Raw genomic sequence first — 20,058 nt, 5'->3', positions numbered from 1 at the left:
AGGCGCGTAGCCCGCCGCAGGCGCGTAGCCCGCCGCAGGCGCGTAGCCCGCCGCAGGCGCGTAGCCCGCCGCAGGCGCGTAGCCCGCCGCAGGCGCGTAGCCCGCCGCAGGCGCGCCGGTGGCGCTTCGCGCCTGGGCGCGCCTGCTTACGGCCGTCGTCATGGCAGCTCCTTCAGGCCGAGGTCGGTGAGCATGTCGCGGGCTACTGCGAGTTCGGCGGCGAGGCCGTCGGCGAGGCGGGCGCGGGTGGTGGGGCGGAGGGTCGTGGGGAGGGCCTGCCAGGTGTAGGTCTCGACCTCCAGGTGGTGGGTCAACGGGGCCGGGCCGCCCACCAGGTGGGTGAGGGTGTCCTTCAGGACCGGGAGCGTGGCCGTGAGGGGCGGGGTCAGGGGGGCGTGGAGGGGGACGTGGAAGTGGGAGCGCCAGGGGCCGTTCCTCGGGAGGGCGCCGGGGGTGAGGGCTCGGTCCAGGTCGTCGACCGCCCGGAGCGTGCCGTCGGGGGTCAGTGCCCGCGTCTGGTGGAGGAAGCGCGGTTCGGCGAACTCCGCGAGCGCGGCCCGTACGTCCTCCCGGTCGGGGTCCTCGGCGTGCAGCGCCGCGGAGAGCTGGGACTTGACGACGGGGATGCCCGCGGCCGCGAGGGAGGCGACCGCCGTCGACGGGTCCTCGAAGGCCGTTGCCAGGTGGCAGGTGTCGAGGCAGACGCCGATGCGGTGGGGCGGGGGCGCGTCGTCGCCGGTGAGCGCCCGTACGGCGTCGGACGTCGTCTCGATCGTGCAGCCCGGCTCGGGTTCGAGGCCGACGCGCAGGGAGCGGCCCGTCAGCTCCTCCAGGGCGTCGAGGCGTTGGGCCAGGGTGTGGAGGCGGGTCAGGGCGCGGTGGCGGGCGTCCGCGTCGAAGCCGGTGCGCCAGGCGAGGGGGAGCGTGGAGACGCTGCCCTCGCGGACGTCCTCGGGGAGCATCGCCGCCAGCAGGCGGGCGAGGTCGGTGGTGTGGTCGAGGCGGGCGTCGTCGGTCCAGTCGGGCCGGTAGACGCGGTACTTGACGTGCTCGTCGCCGAAGCCCTGGTACGGGAAGCCGTTGAGCGTGACGACCTCCAGGCCCGCCCGTTCCAGCCCGGCGCGCAACCTGCGGACGGCGGCCGGGTCGTCGGTGAGGGTACGGGCGACGTCGCGGGCCAGCCACAGGCCGATGCCGAGCCGGTCGCGGTGGAGGCGGCGGCGTACGGGTTCGGCGTATTCGGTGAGCTGGGAGAGGACGCCCTCCAGCTGCTCGGCGGCGTGCACGTTGGTGCAGTACGCGAGGTGGACGGTCGAGCCGTCGGGGTGCCGGAAACGCATACGGTCCGCCTCCTCACTCGCCGCCGCGCAGGATGGAGTTGCCCTCGTGGGTGCCGTCGGTGGCGGCCACGTCGAGGGTGAGCCGTCCGCTCTGCCCGTAGAACGCGACGGGGTTGGCCCACAGGACCTGGTCGACCTCGTCGTCCGTGAACCCGGCGGCGAGCATCGCGTCCCCGACGTGCCGGGTCTTGAGCGGGTCGCTCTTCCCCCAGTCGGCGGCCGAGTTGACGAGGACGCGGTCGGTGCCGTGGACGCGCAGGATGCGGAGCATGCGGTCCGTGTCCATCTTCGTGTCGGGGTAGATGGAGAAGCCGAGCCAGCAGCCGCTGTCGGCGGCGGCGCCGAGCGTCGTCTCGTTGAGGTGGTCCAGGACGACGCGCTGCGGCGGCAGCCCGGACTCGCGCAGCACGTCGAGCGTGCGGGCGAGCCCGGCGGCCTTGTCGCGGTGCGGGGTGTGGACGAGCGCGGGCAGCTCGTGCTCGACGGCGAGCTGGAGCTGCGCGGCGAGGGCCGTGTCCTCCTCGGGCGTCATCGAGTCGTAGCCGACCTCGCCGACGGCGACGACGTTGTCCTTGAGGAGGTAGCGGGGCAGCGCGTCGAGGACGGGACGGCAGCGCGGGTCGTTCGCCTCCTTGGGGTTGAGGGCGAGGGTGCAGTGGTGGGCGATGCCGTGCTGCGCGGCGCGGAAGGGCTCCCAGCCGAGGAGGGAGTCGAAGTAGTCGTAGAAGGAGGCGGGCGAGGTGCGGGGCTGGCCGAGCCAGAAGGAGGGCTCGACGAGGGCGCGTACGCCTGCCTCGTACATCGCCGCGTAGTCGTCGGTGGTCCGGGACGTCATGTGGATGTGGGGATCGAAGATGCGCATGGCGGTCACGGCTCCTCGGGGCGGGAGGACTCGGGGGCGTCAGCGGGGGCGGCTTCGGGAGCGGTCTCGGCGGTCAGCTTCAGGGCGTGGTGCAGGTCCTCGGGGACGGTGCGGCCCGCCGCCGTACGCTCGCGGGCGTAGTCGGTGAGCATCCGGCCCAGCTCGGCGTCGCCGCGTGCCCGCCGCTCCAGTCCGGCGACGGCGCTCAGCGGCACGCCCGTGAAGAGGCACTTGAGGACCCCGTGCCGCCACTGGTGCGGATCGAGGTGCCCGGCGGCGTACGGGCCGAGCGCGGCGGCGATCAGCCGTGTGTCGTTGCTGCGCAGCGCGTCCTCGACGAGCGCGAGCGCGGCGCGGGCTTCGGGAGGCGGGTCGAGGTGCGGGAGGGCGAGCAGCACCGCGTGGCGCTCGGGCGCCGTGGCGTGCTCGTACAGCCGCGCGAGCGCGGGGCCGTCGGGCGAGGCGGCGTGCAGCAGCAGGACGCGGGCGGTCTCGGCGAGGGATCCGGGGTCCTCGCCGTGGGCGGGGACGCAGCGCCGCCCGGCGGCGGCGAAGTGCCGCTCCCAGGGCGGCACTGCCTGCCCGGCGTGGCGCGGGGTGTCGGCGGCGTCGGCGAGCGCCTGGCGCAGCCATTCCCGCGCGCCCGCTTCGAGCTGCATTTCCAGGCCGGTACGGAGCGAGGCGAGAGGGGTCAGCATGGGGTGCCGTCTCCCTTCTTCGGGGCGGCTCCCGTCGGTACGGCTCCTTCGGCGGCGCGGAGGAAGCCGATCGACGTACGGGCCCGCTCCGGGCCCGCGTGGGAGTCGCGGGGGAGTTCTACGGTGACGAGGCCGTCGTAGTCCGCGGCGCGCAGCGCGTCCAGTACGGGCGGGAAGTCGATCTCGCCCTCGCCGAAGGGGAGATGCTCGTGGACGCCGCGCCGCATGTCCTCGATCTGGACGTGGCGCAGCCAGGGCGCGGCGGCGCGTACGCAGGCGTCGGGGGGTTCGGGTTCCAGGCACTGGCAGTGGCCGATGTCGAGGGTGAGGCCGAGGAGCGGGTGGTCGCCGAGGGCGGCGCGCAGGCGGTGGAAGGCGGCGAGGTCGCCGAGGAGATGGCCGGGTTCCGGTTCGACGGCGAGGGGGACGCCCGCCGCCTCGCACGCGGTCAGTACGGCCCCGAGCGCGTCGGCGAGGCGGGGCCAGGCGTCGTGCGCGGCGGTGCCGGGCGGGAGGGTGCCGCTGAAGCAGTGCACGGCGTGGGCGCCGAGGTCGGCGGCCACGCGGACGGCCTTCAGCAGCAGCCCCGTCCGTACGGCGCGCGCGTCGGCGTCCGGGTCGAGGAGGGAGGGGCCGTGCTTGCGGCGCGGATCGAGGACGTACCGCCCGCCGGTCTCGACGGTGGCCGTCAGCCCGTACCGGTCCAGCGCGCGGGCGACCTCGGCGGTGCGGCGTCCGAGGGCGGGCGCGAGGGGGTCGAGGTGCATGTGGTCGAGGGTGAGCCCGACGCCGTCGTAGCCGAGGTCGGCGAGGAGGGGCAGGGCGTCGGTGAGCCGGAGGTCGGCGAGGCCGTTGGTGCCGTACGCGTACCGCAGGGCGCTCACGTCGGGCTCACCTTCCGGGAGAGGCGGCGGGCGAGGGGCAGCAGGCCCAGCAGCGCGGTGGCCGCCGGGCTCTTCCCCGACAGGGCCGACTGGAGCGGGATCATCGCGCGGATGCCGCCGCCGACCGCCTTCTGGAGCAGCGGCGGGGAGGGGTTGAGCGCGGCGTGGAAGAGGGGCCGGGCGGCGGTCACGGCGTACGCGGCGGCGGCGACGGGGCTCCGGCGTGCCGTCACCCCGGTGACCCCGGCGACGGCGGCCAGCCCGGCGAGCGGCGGCAGCGGACTGCCGCCCTGGACCTCTTCGCGGGAGACGCCGGTGACGGCGACGGTGTGGGCGCCCATGAGCGCGGCGGCCCCCAGCACGTTCCCGGCACGGCCACGGGCCCCGGACGCCGCCGCGCCCAGGCCGACGTTCAGGGCGCGGGCGGTGCCCATCGTGAGCGGGCCCCAGCGGGTGTTCTTCAGGTGGAGGTCGTACGCCCAGACCGCGCCCGCGAGCGCGGTGGCCGTCACCAGGGCGGGGCGCCCCGCGCGGGCGGCGAGGGCGAGGCCCGCGCCCGTCAGGAGCCCGGCGGCGCCGAGCGCGGCGGCGGGGGCGACACGGCCCGAGGGGAGCGGGCGGTCGGGGCGTTCGACGGCGTCGACGTCCCGGTCGGCCCAGTCGTTGAGAGCCATGCCCGCCTCGTAGAGGCAGAGCGAGGAGCCCGCGGCGAGCAGCGTGCCCCGCCGCACGGGCCGCCCGCCCGCGACCGTACCGGCGAGCGCGTCGCCGGGCACGGTCAGCACGGCGGAGACCCGCAGCAGCTGCGCCCATGCGCCGAGCGCGGCGGCAGGACCGGACGTACGGCTCGCGGCGGACGTGCAGCTCACGTCGGACGTGCCGCGCGGGCCGGACGTACCGCGCGCACCGGACGTGCCGTCAACCTCCGGAGCGCCGCTCGCACCGGACGAGTCGGACGAGCCGAACGTCCCGCGCGCGGCCGACGCGCTGCTCGCCTCTGGAGCGCCGCCCGCTCCGGACGTACCGCGCGCGGCCGACTCGGCCGATGCGCTGTCGGACGTCCCGCGCGCGGCCGACGCGCCCCGCGAGCCGCCCGTCCCGGACTCTCCGCCCGGGCCCGGCACACGGCCCGCACCGGAAGAGCCCGGCGTGCCGTTCGCGCTCCACGCGCCCGCGTCACTGGGCTCGCCGCCCCCGCCGGAGGCGGCCCCCTGGTGGCCGCTCACAGCCGTCCCGCCAGGGCGAGGAGGGCGTGCCACTGGTCGGGGAGGGCGCTGGGGCCGGTGTCGGGGTCCTTGAAGTAGAAGCCGAGGCCGTCGACGGGGCCGGTCAGCCCCACCTCGTGGGCGCGGGCCAGCAGGCGGGCGAGGTCGAGGACGAGGGGCGCGGCGAGGGCCGAGTCACAGCCCTGCCAGATCGTCTGGAGGACCATGCGGGAGCCGAGGAAGCCGTCGAAGGCGATGTGGTCCCAGGCGGTCTTCCAGTCGCCGAGGGCCGGTACGTCGTCGATGTGGACGTCTCCGGCGGGCAGTTCGCCGAGCGTGTCGGCGAGGACGCGTTCCTTGCCCGCGTTCTTCGCCGCCGCGGCGCCCGGGTCGGCGAGGGCGGCGCCGTCGCCGCCGCCGAGGAGGTTGGTGCCGGACCAGGCCCGTACGGCGAGGGCGCGCTCCGCGAACATCGGGGCGAGGACGGAGCGCAGCAGCGTCTGCCCGGTCTTGCCGTCGCGGCCCGCGTACGGGACGTCCGCGGTGCGCGCGGCCTCGGCGAGGCGGGGGTGGTGGAGCCCGGTGGACGGGGTGAAGTTGACGTACGGGCAGCCCGCGCGGAGGGCGGCCGCCGCGTAGAGGGAGCTGGGCGGGAGGGGGTCGTCGGGCGAGGCGGGCGCGGCTTCGGTGCTGGCGACGTTGACGACGACCGTACGGGCGAGCCCGTGCTCGCGGGTGAACGCCGTGAGGTCCGCGGCGAAGGCGGCTGTCAGCTCCTCCTCGGTGCGGGGGTCGTCGGGCCCCGGGCCTCCGGGGCGTATCGCGGCGTCGGCGGCGGCGAGTTCGGTGTGCAGCGCCGCGGGGAGGCCGTAGGGGAGGACGCCGCCCTCGGCGAGGGCCTCGGCGCGCTTGGGGAGGGGGCAGGAGGTGGTGTCGTGGCCGCCGAAGACGAGGCTGTCGAGGGGTGGGAGGGCGGTGTCGGCGAAGGGCGGCGTCTCGGTCACCATGCCGGTCGGGGGGTGGAGCCCCGCGGTGAGGGCGGCCGCGCCGGTGACGGCGGTGGTGGCGACCGATCCTCGGGCTCCTATCAGCCAGATCCCGGTTCGTGGCTTCACGGTTCCTCCCTGTCTCGTCGTGCTTGGCCCAGGCCAATCGGCCCTGCCCCGCCCTCTACCCACGTTCAGAGGGGGCGCGGCAGGGACGGAGTCGGCGTTCTCCGCCCCTGCCGCGCTGCCCGCGGGCCCGAACCCCCTCGGAACGGGCCGCGGGCGTTCCGGGGACGGGGGCGGTTACCGCTCCTTTCCTGGGGATCCGAGCGGCGCGACGCGGACGTTCCTGAAGGACACCTCGTCCTCGTCGCCGTGGTTCTGGAGGCCGATGTGGCCGTCCTTCAGGCTGCGCGCCGGATCGGTGTTGGTGTAGTCGTTGACGAGCGTGCCGTTGAGGTAGATGCGGAGGCGCTCCCCTTCGACGCGGAGCTCGTAGGTGTTCCACTCCCCCGGCGGGTTCAGCGCGGCGTCGCGCTTCTTCAGGTCGGCGGACTGGAATCCGTAGACGGACCCCGTCGTCTTGTCGGGGGTGTCGGTGGCGTCGATCTGGATCTCGTAGCCGTTGTTCACGGCCGACCAGGGATCGTCGCTGGCGGGGAAGCCGACGAAGACCCCGGAGTTGTCGTCGCCGCCCTCGCTCGCCATCCGCCAGTCAAGCTTGAGGGAGTACGAGTCGGTGAACTCCCGCCCCTCGTACCACAGGAGGCCCATGCCGCCCTTGGTGGTGAGGGTCCCGTTCCCGTCGTCCTCGAACGAGCCGGGTCCGGCCTGTTTCCAGCCGTCGAGGCCCGTCGTGGCGTCGTAGAGCGGGGTGTAGCCCTTCTCGGGGCGGCAGTCGGCCTGGGCCTGGCCCGTGGCGTAGCGGATGCCGCCGAGGAGGTGCCGCACGAAGGCGTCCTCGGTGAAGGACTCCTTGGTGTGGCCCGCGCCGGTGTAGAAGGCGCGGCCGCCCTCGTACTCCTGGCACCAGGCGAGCGGGTGGTCCCCGCCCATGTTCCCGCCCTCGTACGAGCCCTCGTCGAGGGAGGCCAGGACGCGGGCCCTGTCGCGGGGGTTGGTGCGGTAGTTGTACCACTCGTCGGTGCGCTCCCACGTCCGGCCGAGGTGGGAGGTGGCGGGGTGGGCGTGGTCCTCGGTCTTCAGGGTGGCGGGCTGGATCGCGGGGTGCGAGTCGAAGTAGGCGCCCGCGAGTCCGCCGTACCAGGGCCAGTCGTACTCGGTGTCGGCGGCGGCGTGCACGCCCACGTAGCCGCCGCCCTTCTCGATGTACCGCTCGAACGCCGACTGCTGCTTCCCGTCCAGGACGTCGCCCGTCGTGGACAGGAAGACCACGGCGTCGTAGGCGGCGAGCTTGTCCGGGGTGAACGTGGCGGCGTCCTCCGTCGCGTCCACGCCGAAGCCGTGCTCGGTGCCGAGGCGCTGGATCGCGGCGATGCCGTCGGGGATCGAGTCGTGCCGGAAGCCGGCCGTCTTGGAGAAGACGAGGACTTTCGGTTCGGCCCGGTCCCGGTGCCTGTCCGGGGTGCGGTCGTCGTCGCGCTGGGCTGCCTGGCTGCTGGGGAGCGCGAGCGCCCCCAGCAGCAGTGCCGTGGCGGCGACGGCCACGCCGCGCGTGTGTCTCGCCATCGGTCTCCCTCCCCTCATCCGGTGGTGACGCTGAAGCTGTCGACGTCGAAGAGCTTGCCGTCGCCTCCGGTGAAGACCAGGTGGAGCTTGGTCGTCCCGGCGGGCGCGTCCTTGATGTCGGTGCTCACCTCGGCCCAGTCGGACCCGGCCTTGACCTGCGCTGTGCCCAGCAGCGGGCCGTCGGGCTTGTCGGCGCGGACCTCGACGGCGCCGTCGGCTGCGGCCTTGACGCGCGCGGTGAGCTTGGTGACGTCGCCCGGCGCGTACGGGTCGAAGGCGATCCACTGGCCGTTCTGCGCCCCGGTGACGGCCTTGCCGCCCTCGGCGCCTGCCACGTCGCCCTTGGTGACGCCGTCGGCGGCCGTGGTGTAGTGCTCGGCCTGGCGGTGCTTGGGCTGGAGCTTGCTCTCGCCGTGGCTGGTCAGCGGGGGCTGGCCGTTCGCTCCGCCGTCGGTGTACTTCGCGTCGAAGACGCCGAAGATGTTGGCGTTCGGGTCGTGCTCGCCGTCGGCCTGGGTCTTGATGGTGCCCTTGCAGCCCTTAGCCGAGGTCATCGGGTGGCCGTGGCTGTCATGGCCGAGGATGTAGGTGACCTCGACCCGCGAGCAGTCGATCTCGGGGTCCTCGGGGTCGGTGACCTGGACCTCGAAGGGGATCTCGTCGCCGAACGCGAACGGCTGGCCGTCCTTCGGCAGCTTCAGCTCGACCTTGGGCGCGGTGTTGCCGACGGTCACATGAACGCTGGCGCTCCCGGAGCGGCCCGAGGGGTCGGTGGCGGTCATGGTCGCGGTGTAGGTGCCGTTGGCCTCGTAGGTGTGGGTGGGGCTGGCCTCGGTGGAGGTCTTGCCGTCGCCGAAGTCCCACTCCAGCTTGAGCTCGTCGCCGTCCTCGTCCTTGGCGGAGGAGGAGAAGGCGACCTTGAGCGGGGCCTGTCCGCTGGTCACGTCGGCCTTGGCCTCGGCGGTGGGCGTATGGCCCTCGGTGGCGTTCTCGATGCGGTAGACGGCCGAGTTCTCGTCCCCGGCGAAGTAGCCGGTGCCGTAGTCGAGGACGTAGAGGGCACCGTCGGGACCGAACTCCATGTCCATGACCTGGGTGCCGGACCACGGGAAGTCGTTGATCTTGGAGACGGTCCCGTCGCCGCCGTGCTCGATGCGCTTGATCCACTTGCGGCCGAACTCACCGGCGAAGAAGTCCCCGTCGTACTCCTTCGGGAACTTCACGACGGAGTCGAGCTTGTCGTCGTACCGGTAGACGGGGCCGCCCATCGGGGACTCGGAGCCGTCGCCGAACTCGGGCACGGACGCGCCGTCGTACGGGATCCAGGCGGGCTTGGCGGCGGGCAGCTCGGTCAGTCCGGTGTTGTGCGGCGAGGTGTTCTCCGGCTTGGCGCAGTCGAACTTCTCGCCGGACTCGCCGGAGGCGAAGTCGTAGTCGGTGTAGGCGTCGTTCTCGCCGGTGCAGTACGGCCAGCCGTAGTTGCCCGCCTCCGTGACGCGGTTGAACTCGACCTGTCCCGCCGGGCCCCGCTTGGGGTCGGCGGCACCGGCGTCGGGCCCGTAGTCACCGACGTAGACCGCGCCGCTCTTCTTGTCGACGGTCATCCGGAACGGGTTGCGGAAGCCCATGGCGTAGATCTCGGGCCGGGTCTTCTCGGTGCCGGGCTTGAAGAGGTTGCCCTGCGGCACGTCGTAGGAGCCGTCGTCCTTGACCTTGATGCGGAGGATCTTGCCGCGCAGGTCGTTGGAGTTGCCCGCCGAACGCCGGGCGTCGAAGGCGGGGTTGCGGTTCTCGCGCTCGTCGATGGGCGTGAAGCCGTCCGACTGGAACGGGTTGGAGTCGTCGCCCGTCGACAGCAGCAGGTTGCCCTTGGCGTCGAAGGCGATGTCGCCGCCGACGTGGCAGCAGGTGCCCCGGCTGGCGGGCACGTCGAGGATCTTCTTCTCGCTCTCCTTGTCGAGGGTGCCGTCCTCCTTCAGCACGAAGCGGGAGAGGCGGTTGACGCCGTCGAACTTCTTGAAGTCCTCCGCCGTGCCCTCGTCCGGCGCGTCGCCCTCGGGGGTCTCCAGCTTCGGCGCGTAGTAGAGGTAGATCTGCCGGTTCTCGGTGAAGCCCGGGTCGACGCCGACGCCCTGGAGGCCCTCCTCGTCGTGGTTGTAGACGGGCAGGGTGCCCGCGACCTTGGTGTCGCCCTTGGCGTCGGTGAGCCGCAGCGTGCCCTCGCGGGCCGTGTGCAGGACCGAGCGGTCGGGGAGCACGGCGAGCGTCATCGGCTCGCCGGTCTCCTCGACCCCCTTGGCGAGGGTGACCTGCTGGAACTCCGGCGCGGCCTTCTCCTTGGTGTCCTCCGCGCCGTCCTCCGCCTGCGAGGCCGGGACGCCGACGGCGAGGGTGCCGCCGACGAGCAGCGCCGTGGTGACGGCGACGAGTTGGGTGCGGAGCTTGCGAATCCTGCCGAATGTTCTGTGCACGCGTCTCCTCCTGTAACGGGAAGGTGCGGCGCGCGCCGTCGCGCCGGTGCCGGGGGCTCATGGAGGGGGGAAGCCCTTTGTCCGGTACGCATCAAGAACGGTAGTGCTGTTTGTCAGTAGTTGAAAGCCCTATGACAGTAAGGAAGTTGATAGAATGCTATGTGCTGACAACTCCCCACAAATAAGGGTCACTTGCCGGTCAGTTGCCGCCGAACGCCGCGTCGAACGACGCCTCCGGCGGCTCGTAGTCGTAGGCGCGCAGCCGCCGCAGCGCCTCCGGCGCGCCCTGGACGCGGTCCATCCCCGCGTCCTCCCACTCCACGGACACCGGGCCCTCGTACCCGATGGCGCGCAGCATGCGGAAGACGTCCTCCCACGCCACGTCGCCGTGCCCGGCCGAGACGAAGTCCCAGCCCCGGCGCGGGTCGCCCCAGGGAAGGTGGGACCCCAGCCGCCCGTTCCGCCCGTCGAGGCGCTTGCGGGCCTCCTTGCAGTCCACGTGGTAGATCCGGTCCCGGTAGTCGTAGAGGAAGCCCGCCGGGTCGAGGTCCTGCCACACGAAGTGGCTCGGGTCGAAGTTGAGGCCGAAGGCCGGGCGCCGCTCCACGGCCTCCAGGGCGCGCTGAGTGGTCCAGTAGTCGTACGCGATCTCGCTGGGGTGCACCTCGTGCGCGAACCGCACGCCCTCCGCGTCGAAGACGTCCAGGATCGGGTTCCAGCGCTCCGCGAAGTCCTCGTAGCCCCGCTCGACCATCGCGGGCGGCACGGGCGGGAACATCGCGACCAGGTGCCAGATGGACGAGCCCGTGAAGCCGACGACGGTACGGACGCCGAGCGCCGCCGCCGCGCGGGCCGTGTCCTTCATCTCGGCCGCCGCCCGCTGCCGTACGCCCTCCGGGTCGCCGTCGCCCCAGATCCGGGGCGCGACGATGGCCTGGTGGCGCTCGTCGATGGGGCTGTCGCAGACGGCCTGCCCGGTGAGGTGGTTGGAGACCGCCCAGCACTCCAGGCCGTACTTCTCCAGCAGCTCGCGGCGGCCCGCGACGTACCCCGGCTCGGCGAGCGCCCGGTCGACCTCGAAGTGATCGCCCCAGCAGGCGAGTTCGAGCCCGTCGTAGCCGAAGTCCTTCGCGAGGCGGCAGACCTCCTCCAGCGGAAGGTCGGCCCACTGGCCGGTGAAGAGGGTGAACTTGCGTGCCACGGTGACCTCCTAGACCGCGGTCGGGGATGCGGGTACGGGCGTGAAGACGCTGTTCTTCTCCGCGCTCTCCTCCACGGCCGCCAGCACGCGCTGGACCTGGAGCCCGTCCGCGAAGGACGGCGCGGGCTCGGTCCCGGCGGCGACGGCGCGTACGAGGTCGCGGGCCTGGTGGACGAACGTGTGCTCGTAGCCGAGGCCGTGGCCCGGCGGCCACCACGCCTCCAGGTACGGATGGTCCTGCTCGGTGACGAGGATCCGCCGGAACCCGGCCTCCGTCGCCTCGGTGGCGTGGTCGTGGAACTCCAGCTCGTTCAGCCGCTCCAGGTCGAAGGCGAGCGAGCCCGCCGTGCCGTTCAGCTCGACCCGCAGCGCGTTCTTGCGCCCGGCGGCGACCCGGCTGACCTCGAAGGACGCCAGCGCGCCCGACTCCAGCCGCCCGGTGAACAGCGCCGCGTCGTCCACGGTGACCGGCCCGAGCGCGCCGCCGTCCGGCAGCGGCCGCTCCCGTACGAACGTCTCGGTCTGCGCCGACACACCCGTCAGCGGCGCCCCCGCGAGGTGCTGCGCCAGGTCGACGGCGTGCGCGCCCAGGTCGCCGAGCGCGCCGGAGCCCGCGAGCTCCTTGCGCAGCCGCCAGGCGAGCGGGAAGGCCGGGTCGACCAGCCAGTCCTGGAGATAGGTGACCCGGACGTGCCGCAGCGTCCCGATGCGCCCCTCCCCCACCATGCGGCGGGCGAGCGCGAGCGCGGGCGTACGGCGGTAGTTGAAGCCGACCATGGCCACCTGGCCGCGCGCCCGAGCGACGCGGGCTGCCTCCGCCATGGCCTCGGCCTCGGCGACGGTGTTGGCGAGCGGCTTCTCGCACAGCACGTGCTTGCCCGCCTCCAGCGCCGCGACCGCGATCTCCGCGTGGCTGTCGCCGGGCGTGCAGATGTCCACGAGCTGGACGTCGGGCCGTGCGATCAGCGCCCGCCAGTCGGTCTCGGCCGCCGCCCAGCCCAGCTTGGCCGCCGCCGTGCGCACGGCCTCGGGGTCACGTCCGCAGACGGCGGCCATGGACGGGCTCAACGGCAGGTCGAAGACCCGGCCGACGGTGCGCCAGCCCTGGGAGTGTGCCTGTCCCATGAAGGCGTAGCCGACCATGCCCACGCCCAGTGGCGGCGCGACGGCGGGTGCGGGCGTGGTGGTGTCGTTCGACATGGAGCTCCTCCCTGTCAGGGGGTGTGCTTTACGGGTGGGACGCGTACGCGGCATGGGCCGTCCAGGTGCGCCCCGCAGGGGCGCGGGGAACTGCGCGACCAGCCACGACGTATCCGCGGACGGTCGGCGGCCGAGGCCCTACGGCGGCGCGCCCAGCGAAGCGATCAGGTGAAGCCGATGGGGAGATAGTCGTCCACGTTCTCCTTGGTCACGACCGCCGAATACAGCGTCAGGGAGGCGGGAATCTCGAACTCGGCCATCCCGCTGATGCCCTTGCCCTGCCCAAGGGCCCGCGCCAAGTCGATCGCGGAGGCGGCCATGGTCGGCGGGTAGAGCACGGTCGCCTTGATGACGCTGTCGCCGTCCTTGATCGCCTGCATGACGCGCTTGGAGCCCGCGCCGCCGACCATCAGGAACTCGTCGCGGTTCGCCTGCTTGATCGCGCGCTCCGCGCCCACGCCCTGGTCGTCGTCGTGGTTCCACAGCGCGTCGAACTTCTTCTGCGCGCGCAGCAGCTGCGACATCTTCGCCTGGCCGGACTCGACCGTGAACTCGGCGGCCTGGCGGGCGACCTTCTCGATGTTCGGGTAGCTCTTGAGGGCGTCGTCGAAGCCGTTGGTGCGCTCCCTGGTGAGCTCCAGGTTGTCGATCCCGGCCAGCTCGACGACCTTGGCGTTCTTCTTGTCCTTGAGCTGCTCGCCGATGTAGTGCCCGGCGTTCAGCCCCATGCCGTAGTTGTCGCCGCCGATCCAGCAGCGGTACGCCTTCTGCGAGGCGAAGATCCGGTCGAGGTTGACGACGGGGATCCCGGCGCGCATCGCCTTGAGCCCGACCTGCGTGAGCGCCTTCCCGTCGGCGGGCAGCACGACGAGCACGTCGACCTTCTTGTTGATCAGCGTCTCGATCTGGCCGACCTGGGTCGCGTTGTCGTTGGAGCCCTCGGTGGCCTCCAGCGTGACGTCCTTGTACTTCTTGGCCCGGGACTTGGCCTGCGTGGTGATGGCGTTGAGCCAGCCGTGGTCGGCCTGCGGCCCGGCGAAGCCGATGGTGACCTTCTTGCCGGGCTTGTCGTCGGCGACACCGGCCTGGTCGGCGGCGTTCGCCTCGTCCCCGTCGTTGTTCTCGTTGCTGGTGCAGCCCGCGGCGAAGAGCGCGGCGCCTGCGGCGGCCGTACCGAAGAGCATGCTTCTGCGGCTGGCTGGGCGTGGCTTCTCTGTCATGACGTGGTACGACCCTTCTGGACCAGGACTGCGGCGACGATGATCGCGCCCTTGGCGATCTGCTGGACGTCCGTCTGGAGGTTGTTGAGGGCGAACAGATTGGTGATCGTGGTGAAGACCAGGACCCCGAGGACGGAGCCGAGGATCGTGCCCCGGCCGCCGCTGAGGAGGGTGCCGCCGATGATCGCGGCGGCGATGGCGTCGAGCTCGTAGAGGTTGCCGTTGGTGTTCTGGCCCGAGCCGGTGAGGATGACCAGGAGGAACGCGGCGATGCCGCAGCAGAGCCCGGAGAGCAGATAGAGCAGCAGCCGCTGCCGCTTGACGGCGATGCCCGCCAGCCGCGACGCCTCCGGGTTGCCGCCGACGGCCACGGTGCGGCGGCCGAACGTCGTCCGGTTCAGCACCAGCCAGCCGATGACGCTCACGGCGGCGAAGACCAGCACGATCGGCGGGATCCCGAGCACGTACGCGTCGGAGACCCCGAGGTCCAGCACCGATTCGACGGTGACGACCTGCGTCTTGCCGTCGCTGATCTGCAGCGCGAGGCCGCGGGCCGAGGCGAGCATGGCGAGGGTCGCGATGAACGGCACCATGGGCCCGTACGCGATCAGCATCCCGTTGACCAGCCCGCAGCCGAGTCCGACGAGCAGGGTGCACAGGAGCATGCCCCACAGCCCGTACTCCTGCGTCGCCACGGTCGTCGCCCACACGGAGGCGAGCGCGACGATCGCCCCGACGGACAGGTCGATGCCGCCGCCGATGATGACGAACGTGACGCCGACGGTCACGACGCCGATGACGCTGGCCTGGGTGAGGATGAGGCGGAGGTTGTCGGTGTCGAGGAACTCGTCGGGCTTGGTGATCGCGCCGACGATCGCGAGCGCGATCAGCACGCCGATGAGGGAGAGATGCCGCACGTCGAGGGGCAACCGGCGCCTCGCCGGGACCTCTTTCGCCGGAGGCGCGGGCTTACTGGCCACGTTTGCAGGAGAGTTCACGTGAGGTCACCTCTGGCGTGGGTCAGGTGCGGGGCGGGCGTCCCGAAGCAGCCCCGAAGGGGCGCTTCAGGGGCGCGGGGAACTGCGCGAGCAACCACGACGCGCTCGCACCCGCGCGAGGACAGACAGGGGCACCCCCTGACGCGGAGGTCACGCATGACTCCCCTCCATCACAAGGTCGAGCACCCGGTGCTCGTCCAACTCACGGGCGGGCGCCGAATGGACGACGACGCCCTCCCTCAGCACGAGGACCCGGTCGGCAAGCCCCAGCACTTCAGGGACCTCGCTCGACACGAGCAGCACGCACACGCCCGAGTCCGCGAGCCGCCGGATCACGGCGTACAGCTCGGCCCGCGCACCCACGTCGACGCCCCGCGTGGGCTCGTCCAGCAGCAGCACCCGGCACTCGCGCAGCAGCCACCGCGCGAGGACGGCCTTCTGCTGATTGCCGCCGGAGAAGGTGCGGACGGGGCGCTCGGGGTCGTTCGGGGAGAGGGCCAGCTCGGTCGTACGTTCGCGCGCCGCGGCCCGTTCGCGGGCCCTGTCGAGCCAGCCGCCGCGCGAGAAGCGGGGCAGGGAGGAGACGGAGACGTTCCGCGTGACGGACTCCAGCATCAGCAGCGCCTGGGACTTGCGCTCCTCGGGCGCGAGCCCGACCCCGGCCCGTACGGCGGCGACGATGCTGCCGGGCTTCAGCGGCTTGCCGTCGACGAGGACCCGCCCCGCGGTCGGGCGGCGGGCACCGTAGAGCGTCTCCAGGATCTCGGAGCGCCCGGAGCCGACGAGCCCGGCGAGGCCCACGATCTCGCCGGGCCGCAGTTCGAGGTCGAGCGGCGCGAACTCCCCTTCTCTCGCGAGCCCTTCGGCACGCAGCACAGGCTCGGTGGGGGCCGCGTCGGCGACGGGCCGCTCGGGGAAGGCGTACTGCACGTCGCGCCCGGTCATCAGCGCCACGACCTCGTCGGTGGGCGTGCTGCGCGCGGGCAGGTCGCGCGCCGCGACCCGGCCGTCCTTGAGGACCGAGACGCGGTCGCCGATGCGCCGGATCTCCTCCAGGCGGTGCGAGATGTAGACGACGGCGACGCCGTCGGCGGTGAGGTTCTCGACGATGCGGAAGAGGTTGTCGACCTCGTCGGGGTCGAGCGCGGCGGACGGCTCGTCCATAATGATCATGCGCACGTCATGCGAGAGAGCGCGGGCCATCGACACGATCTGCGCACCGGCCGCGGAGAGCGAGCCGACGAGCGCGCCGGGGTCGATCTCGGGGTGCCCGAGCCGCGCGAGCAGCTCCGCCGTCCTCGTACGGGCCTCGCGGGGGCGGATGACGCCGCGCGTGGCGATCTCGTGGCCGAGGAAGACGTTCTCGGTGACGGAGACGTGCTCGACCAGGTCGAGTTCCTGGTAGATCGTGGCGATGCCGAGCCGCATCGCGGAGACCGGCGTCGGCAGGCGTACGGGCTCGCCCTGCCAGGTGATCTCGCCCTCGTCGGGCTGGTGGGCGCCGGAGAGCACCTTGATGAGGGTGGACTTCCCGGCCCCGTTCTGCCCCAGCAGGCAGTGGACCTCGCCCGCCTCCACGTCGAGGTCGACACCGTCGAGCGCGCGGACACCGGGGAACGACTTGGTGATTCCGGACATGGTGAGCAAGGGCATGCAGGACCTCCGTCCTGGCCGTACGTCATCGCTGTGCGGAGAAACGGTGCAGGGCGCACCGGAGGAGAGAGGAAGAGCGGCGAGCGGGTCGGAAGGACTGGCGGGGGGCGCGCTCGTGCTACGCGGGTGAGAAGAGGTGGTCGCTGGTGAGCCGGGCCGCGCCCGTCACGCCCGCGACCTGGCCCAACTCGCCCAGGACGATGGGAAGATTGCCGGTCGCCAGGGGCAGCGACTGGCGGTAGACCTGGGTGCGGATGCTGGCGAGCAGCGTGTGGCCGAGGCCGGTCACTCCGCCGCCGATCACCACCAGGCCCGGATTGAAGAAGCTGACGAGTCCCGCGATGACCTGGCCCACCCGGGCCCCGCCGTCGCGGATGAGGTCGAGCGAGGTGCCGTCGCCCGCCGAGGCGGCGGCGGCGATGTCGGCCGCGGTGAGGCGGCCACCCGCGGCGAGGCGCTGGGCCAGCTCGTCCGAACGGCCCTCCGTCGCGGCCAGTTCGGCGTCGCGGGCGAGCGCGGCGCCGCCGAAATACGCCTCCAGGCAGCCTCGGTTGCCGCAGGCGCACTGGCGGCCCTCGGGCTCGACCTGGATGTGCCCGACGTCGCCCGCGCTGCCGGTCGTGCCCCGGTGGACCTCGCCGCCGACGACGATGCCGCAGCCGATGCCCGTACCGATCTTGACGCAGAAGAAGTCCCGTACGGAACGGGCGACTCCGGCCTGCATCTCGCCCATGGCCATCAGGTTCACGTCGTTGTCCACCATCACGGGGCAGCCGAGCTCCTGGCTAAGCGCCTCCCGCACGGGGAAGCCGTCCCAGCCGGGCATGATCGGGGGCGCCACCGGGACCCCCTCGGGGAAGCGGACGGGGCCCGGCACGCCGATCCCCGCCCCGTCGAAGCCCTCCGCGACGCCGGTGTCGCGGAGCTTCGCCACCATCGCCAGCACCTGGTCGAAGACGGCGACGGGCCCTTCCCGTACGTCCATGGGCTGGTTGAGATGGCCCAGGATCTCCAGCTCGGGGTTGGTCACGGCGACGTCGATCGAGGTGGCGCCGATGTCGACGCCGAGGAAACGGAGTTGGGGCGCGAGCCGGATGTTGTGCGAGCGCCGCCCGCCGCGCGAGGCGGCGAGCCCGTCCGCGACCACGAGCCCCGTCTCCAGCAGCCGGTCGACCTCGACCGCGAGCTTCGAACGGGACAGGTCCACCCGGTCGCCCAGCTCGGCGCGGGAGCGCGGTCCGCCGTCGCGCAGCAGGCGGAGCAGGCGCGCCTGGTGCGCGTTCGCGGGCCGTGCCGTCATGCGCCTCACCGCTACCCCTCCAGCCGTTTCCAGCCTTCCCCGGATTTCACAGGGAACGTAGCAGCGGCCCCCGGGGTTGGGAAGAAGTTGTGCACGATCCCGTGCGACTTTTTCCCGACTGAGGACAAAGGGGGCCCCCGCGCTGCGGTGCGGCGGAACGGGACGGGGTACGGGGACGTGAGGGCGGGGCGCCACGACGTCGTCCCCGACTACGTGCGGCCCGTCTCCTCCTGGGCGTCGGCCAGGGTGGCGGAGGCGGTGGCCCAGGTGGCGTGGACGACCGGGAAGCGGCGGGCTCGGTAGGCGTCGCAGACCTGGCGGTCGTCGTCGACGACGACCGCGATCTCCCGCGTGCGCGCGGCGGCGGCCAGCAGCGCGGGCTTGAGGACGCGCGCCGGGCGCCGGTCGCGGTCCGGGCGCATCCACAGCGGCGCGGATGGCAGCCCGCGCGCCCGCAGCCACCGCTCGGTCGCCCGGCGGCAGCGCTCCGGGCGGCCCGTGACATAGCCCAGGTCGCACGTCTCGGCCCAGCGCAGGGCGAGCGCGAGGCCCTCGGCGAGCGGCGGGTCGGCGGACGCGGCGCGGAAGAAGCCGTTCCAGTCCGGCTTCGGCGGGTCCAGGAGACGCAGACGGTGCCGCACGTCGGCCAGCGTTCCGTCCAGGTCGAAGACGGCCAGTCGCCGTTCCTCCGGCTGCCGTTCCACCCTCGGCCTCCCGTGCCGCAGATCCGTCCGTGCCCGTCGTTCCAGCGTACGTGTCCGCCTCGTGCCCGTCCCGGGGTGATTCCGTCGCACGCCTGGTCAACCGCCGGGTGATCTTCGTAGGGTGCCTGGGCATGAGCCCTGGGATCCTTGAACGTTCACGCACCGTCGCTCCCCCGGGCTGGAGCCGATGGCTGGTGCCGCCCGCCGCGCTGTCGGTGCATCTGTCGATCGGGCAGGCGTACGCGTGGAGCGTGTTCAAACCGCCGCTCGAATCGACGCTCGGCCTGTCGGGCACCGCGAGCGCCCTCCCCTTCCAGCTCGGCATCGTGATGCTCGGCCTGTCGGCCGCCTTCGGCGGGACGCTCGTCGAACGCAAGGGCCCGCGCTGGGCGATGGCCGTCTCGCTGGTCTGCTTCTCCTCGGGCTTCCTGCTCGCCGCCCTCGGCGCGTTCACCGAGCAGTTCTGGCTGATCGTCCTCGGCTACGGCTTCGTCGGCGGCATCGGGCTCGGCATCGGCTACATCTCCCCCGTCTCGACGCTGATCAAGTGGTTCCCCGACCGCCCCGGCATGGCCACGGGCATCGCCATCATGGGCTTCGGCGGCGGCGCGCTGATCGCCTCGCCCTGGTCGGCTCGGATGCTGGAGGAGTTCGGCTCGGACAGCGGCGGGATCGCCTCCGCCTTCCTCGTGCACGGGCTGGTCTACGCCGTGTTCATGGCCCTCGGCGTGCTCCTCGTCCGGGTGCCGCCCGAGGGCTGGCGCCCCGCCGGGTGGGAGCCGCCCAAGGAGTCCCGGGCGCTGGTCACCACGGCGCAGGTGTCGGCCCGCAACGCCGTGCGGACGCCGCAGTTCTGGTGCCTGTGGGTCGTGCTGTGCATGAACGTCACGGCCGGGATCGGCATCCTGGAGAAGGCCGCGCCGATGATCACGGACTTCTTCGCGGACACCTCGACCCCGGTCAGCGCCTCAGCGGCGGCGGGCTTCGTGGCCCTGCTCTCCCTCGCGAACATGGCGGGCCGCCTGCTGTGGTCGTCCGCCTCGGACGTGATCGGGCGGAAGAACGTCTACCGCGTCTACCTCGGCGTCGGCGCGCTGATGTACCTGCTGATCTGGCAGGCGGGCGACGCCTCCAAGCCGCTCTTCGTCTGCTGCGCGCTGGTGATCCTCTCCTTCTACGGGGGCGGCTTCGCGACCGTACCCGCGTATCTGAAGGACCTGTTCGGCACGTACCAGGTCGGCGCCATCCACGGGCGGCTGCTCACGGCCTGGTCCACCGCGGGCGTGCTGGGCCCGCTGATCGTCAACTGGGTCGCGGACTCCCAGGAGGACGCGGGCCGTTCGGGCCCCGGGCTCTACGGCCTCTCGCTCGGCATCATGATCGGCCTGCTCGCCGTGGGCTTCGTCGCCAACGAGCTGGTCCGGCCCGTGCACCCGCGCCACCACGAGCCCCGGGCCGAGGAGGAGGTGACAACCGATGAACTCGACGAACGGCGCAGCGCCTGACTCCGGTGCCCCCCGCCGGATCCCGCTCACCGTCCTCGCCTGGCTCTGGGTCGGGCTGCCGCTCGCGTACGGTCTCTACGAGCTGATCAGCAAGGCGGCCAAGCTCTTCACGGGGTGAGCGCCTGGTCCGACATCGGCGAAA

Annotated in this window: 17 protein-coding genes; 2 read left to right on the top strand and 15 right to left on the bottom strand. The window is 72.8% G+C overall.

All coding sequences use genetic code 11. The features are described 5' to 3' along the window. Positions 1-158 precede the first annotated feature (158 nt). The 15 genes from eboE to ACGF3A_RS33635 form a co-directional block, all read right to left on the bottom strand. On the bottom strand, positions 159-1,340 hold the full coding sequence (gene eboE, locus ACGF3A_RS33705; RefSeq protein WP_393734227.1) for a metabolite traffic protein EboE: 1,182 nt from the start codon (positions 1,338-1,340) through the stop codon (positions 159-161). Positions 1,341-1,353: 13 nt separating this feature from the next. Beyond that, positions 1,354-2,202: a TatD family hydrolase gene (locus ACGF3A_RS33700; protein WP_393734226.1), complete on the bottom strand. Its 849-nt coding sequence runs from the start codon at positions 2,200-2,202 to the stop codon at positions 1,354-1,356. Positions 2,203-2,207: 5 nt separating this feature from the next. After that, positions 2,208-2,900: an EboA domain-containing protein gene (locus ACGF3A_RS33695; RefSeq protein ID WP_393734225.1), complete on the bottom strand. Its 693-nt coding sequence runs from the start codon at positions 2,898-2,900 to the stop codon at positions 2,208-2,210. Next, complete coding sequence (locus tag ACGF3A_RS33690; protein ID WP_393734224.1) at positions 2,894-3,784, bottom strand: sugar phosphate isomerase/epimerase family protein; 891 nt, start codon at positions 3,782-3,784, stop codon at positions 2,894-2,896. Before ACGF3A_RS33690 ends, ACGF3A_RS33695 begins: the two co-directional genes overlap by 7 nt. Beyond that, positions 3,781-4,653, bottom strand: a complete 873-nt coding sequence (locus tag ACGF3A_RS33685) for an SCO3242 family prenyltransferase (protein WP_393734275.1) — start codon at positions 4,651-4,653, stop codon at positions 3,781-3,783. The genes ACGF3A_RS33690 and ACGF3A_RS33685 overlap by 4 nt, the downstream gene beginning before the upstream one ends. A 353-nt stretch (positions 4,654-5,006) precedes the next feature. After that, entirely contained in the window at positions 5,007-6,104 is a 1,098-nt protein-coding gene (locus tag ACGF3A_RS33680; protein ID WP_393734223.1) for an inositol-3-phosphate synthase, read from the bottom strand. Between the two features lie 174 nt (positions 6,105-6,278). After that, positions 6,279-7,664 (bottom strand): ThuA domain-containing protein, encoded by a 1,386-nt coding sequence (locus tag ACGF3A_RS33675; RefSeq protein WP_393734222.1) that lies wholly within the window; start codon positions 7,662-7,664, stop codon positions 6,279-6,281. Positions 7,665-7,678: 14 nt separating this feature from the next. Beyond that, the gene (locus ACGF3A_RS33670; protein ID WP_393734221.1) at positions 7,679-10,135 is read right to left on the bottom strand and encodes a PQQ-dependent sugar dehydrogenase; all 2,457 of its coding nucleotides are present in this window, start codon (positions 10,133-10,135) and stop codon (positions 7,679-7,681) included. Between the two features lie 199 nt (positions 10,136-10,334). Continuing rightward, complete coding sequence (locus ACGF3A_RS33665; protein ID WP_393734220.1) at positions 10,335-11,336, bottom strand: sugar phosphate isomerase/epimerase family protein; 1,002 nt, start codon at positions 11,334-11,336, stop codon at positions 10,335-10,337. Positions 11,337-11,345: 9 nt separating this feature from the next. Then, on the bottom strand, positions 11,346-12,536 hold the full coding sequence (locus tag ACGF3A_RS33660) for a Gfo/Idh/MocA family protein (RefSeq protein ID WP_393734219.1): 1,191 nt from the start codon (positions 12,534-12,536) through the stop codon (positions 11,346-11,348). Positions 12,537-12,700: 164 nt separating this feature from the next. Beyond that, positions 12,701-13,756 carry a substrate-binding domain-containing protein gene (locus ACGF3A_RS33655; RefSeq protein ID WP_393734218.1) on the bottom strand — a complete coding sequence of 352 codons (1,056 nt, stop codon included), beginning with the start codon at positions 13,754-13,756 and terminating at the stop codon, positions 12,701-12,703. Further along, the gene (locus ACGF3A_RS33650; protein ID WP_393734217.1) at positions 13,753-14,754 is read right to left on the bottom strand and encodes an ABC transporter permease; all 1,002 of its coding nucleotides are present in this window, start codon (positions 14,752-14,754) and stop codon (positions 13,753-13,755) included. The genes ACGF3A_RS33655 and ACGF3A_RS33650 overlap by 4 nt, the downstream gene beginning before the upstream one ends. Before the next feature lie 150 nt (positions 14,755-14,904). Continuing rightward, the gene (locus ACGF3A_RS33645) at positions 14,905-16,407 is read right to left on the bottom strand and encodes a sugar ABC transporter ATP-binding protein (protein ID WP_393734216.1); all 1,503 of its coding nucleotides are present in this window, start codon (positions 16,405-16,407) and stop codon (positions 14,905-14,907) included. A gap of 118 nt (positions 16,408-16,525) precedes the next feature. Then, on the bottom strand, positions 16,526-17,707 hold the full coding sequence (locus ACGF3A_RS33640; RefSeq protein WP_393734215.1) for an ROK family protein: 1,182 nt from the start codon (positions 17,705-17,707) through the stop codon (positions 16,526-16,528). A gap of 209 nt (positions 17,708-17,916) precedes the next feature. Continuing rightward, positions 17,917-18,411 (bottom strand): hypothetical protein, encoded by a 495-nt coding sequence (locus ACGF3A_RS33635; protein WP_393734214.1) that lies wholly within the window; start codon positions 18,409-18,411, stop codon positions 17,917-17,919. Positions 18,412-18,542: 131 nt separating this feature from the next. Between ACGF3A_RS33635 and ACGF3A_RS33630 the strand changes: the two genes are divergently transcribed. Next, on the top strand, positions 18,543-19,916 hold the full coding sequence (locus ACGF3A_RS33630) for an OFA family MFS transporter (RefSeq protein ID WP_393734213.1): 1,374 nt from the start codon (positions 18,543-18,545) through the stop codon (positions 19,914-19,916). After that, positions 19,888-20,034, top strand: coding sequence for a hypothetical protein (locus ACGF3A_RS33625; RefSeq protein ID WP_393734212.1), 147 nt, complete (start codon positions 19,888-19,890; stop codon positions 20,032-20,034). The genes ACGF3A_RS33630 and ACGF3A_RS33625 overlap by 29 nt, the downstream gene beginning before the upstream one ends. Positions 20,035-20,058: the final 24 nt, after the last annotated feature.

It is taken from the genome of Streptomyces sp. NPDC048172 (genome assembly GCF_043202595.1).
In the GTDB taxonomy this organism is placed as follows: Bacteria; Actinomycetota; Actinomycetes; order Streptomycetales; family Streptomycetaceae; genus Streptomyces.
This window is presented reverse-complemented; position numbering and strand designations above follow the sequence as displayed.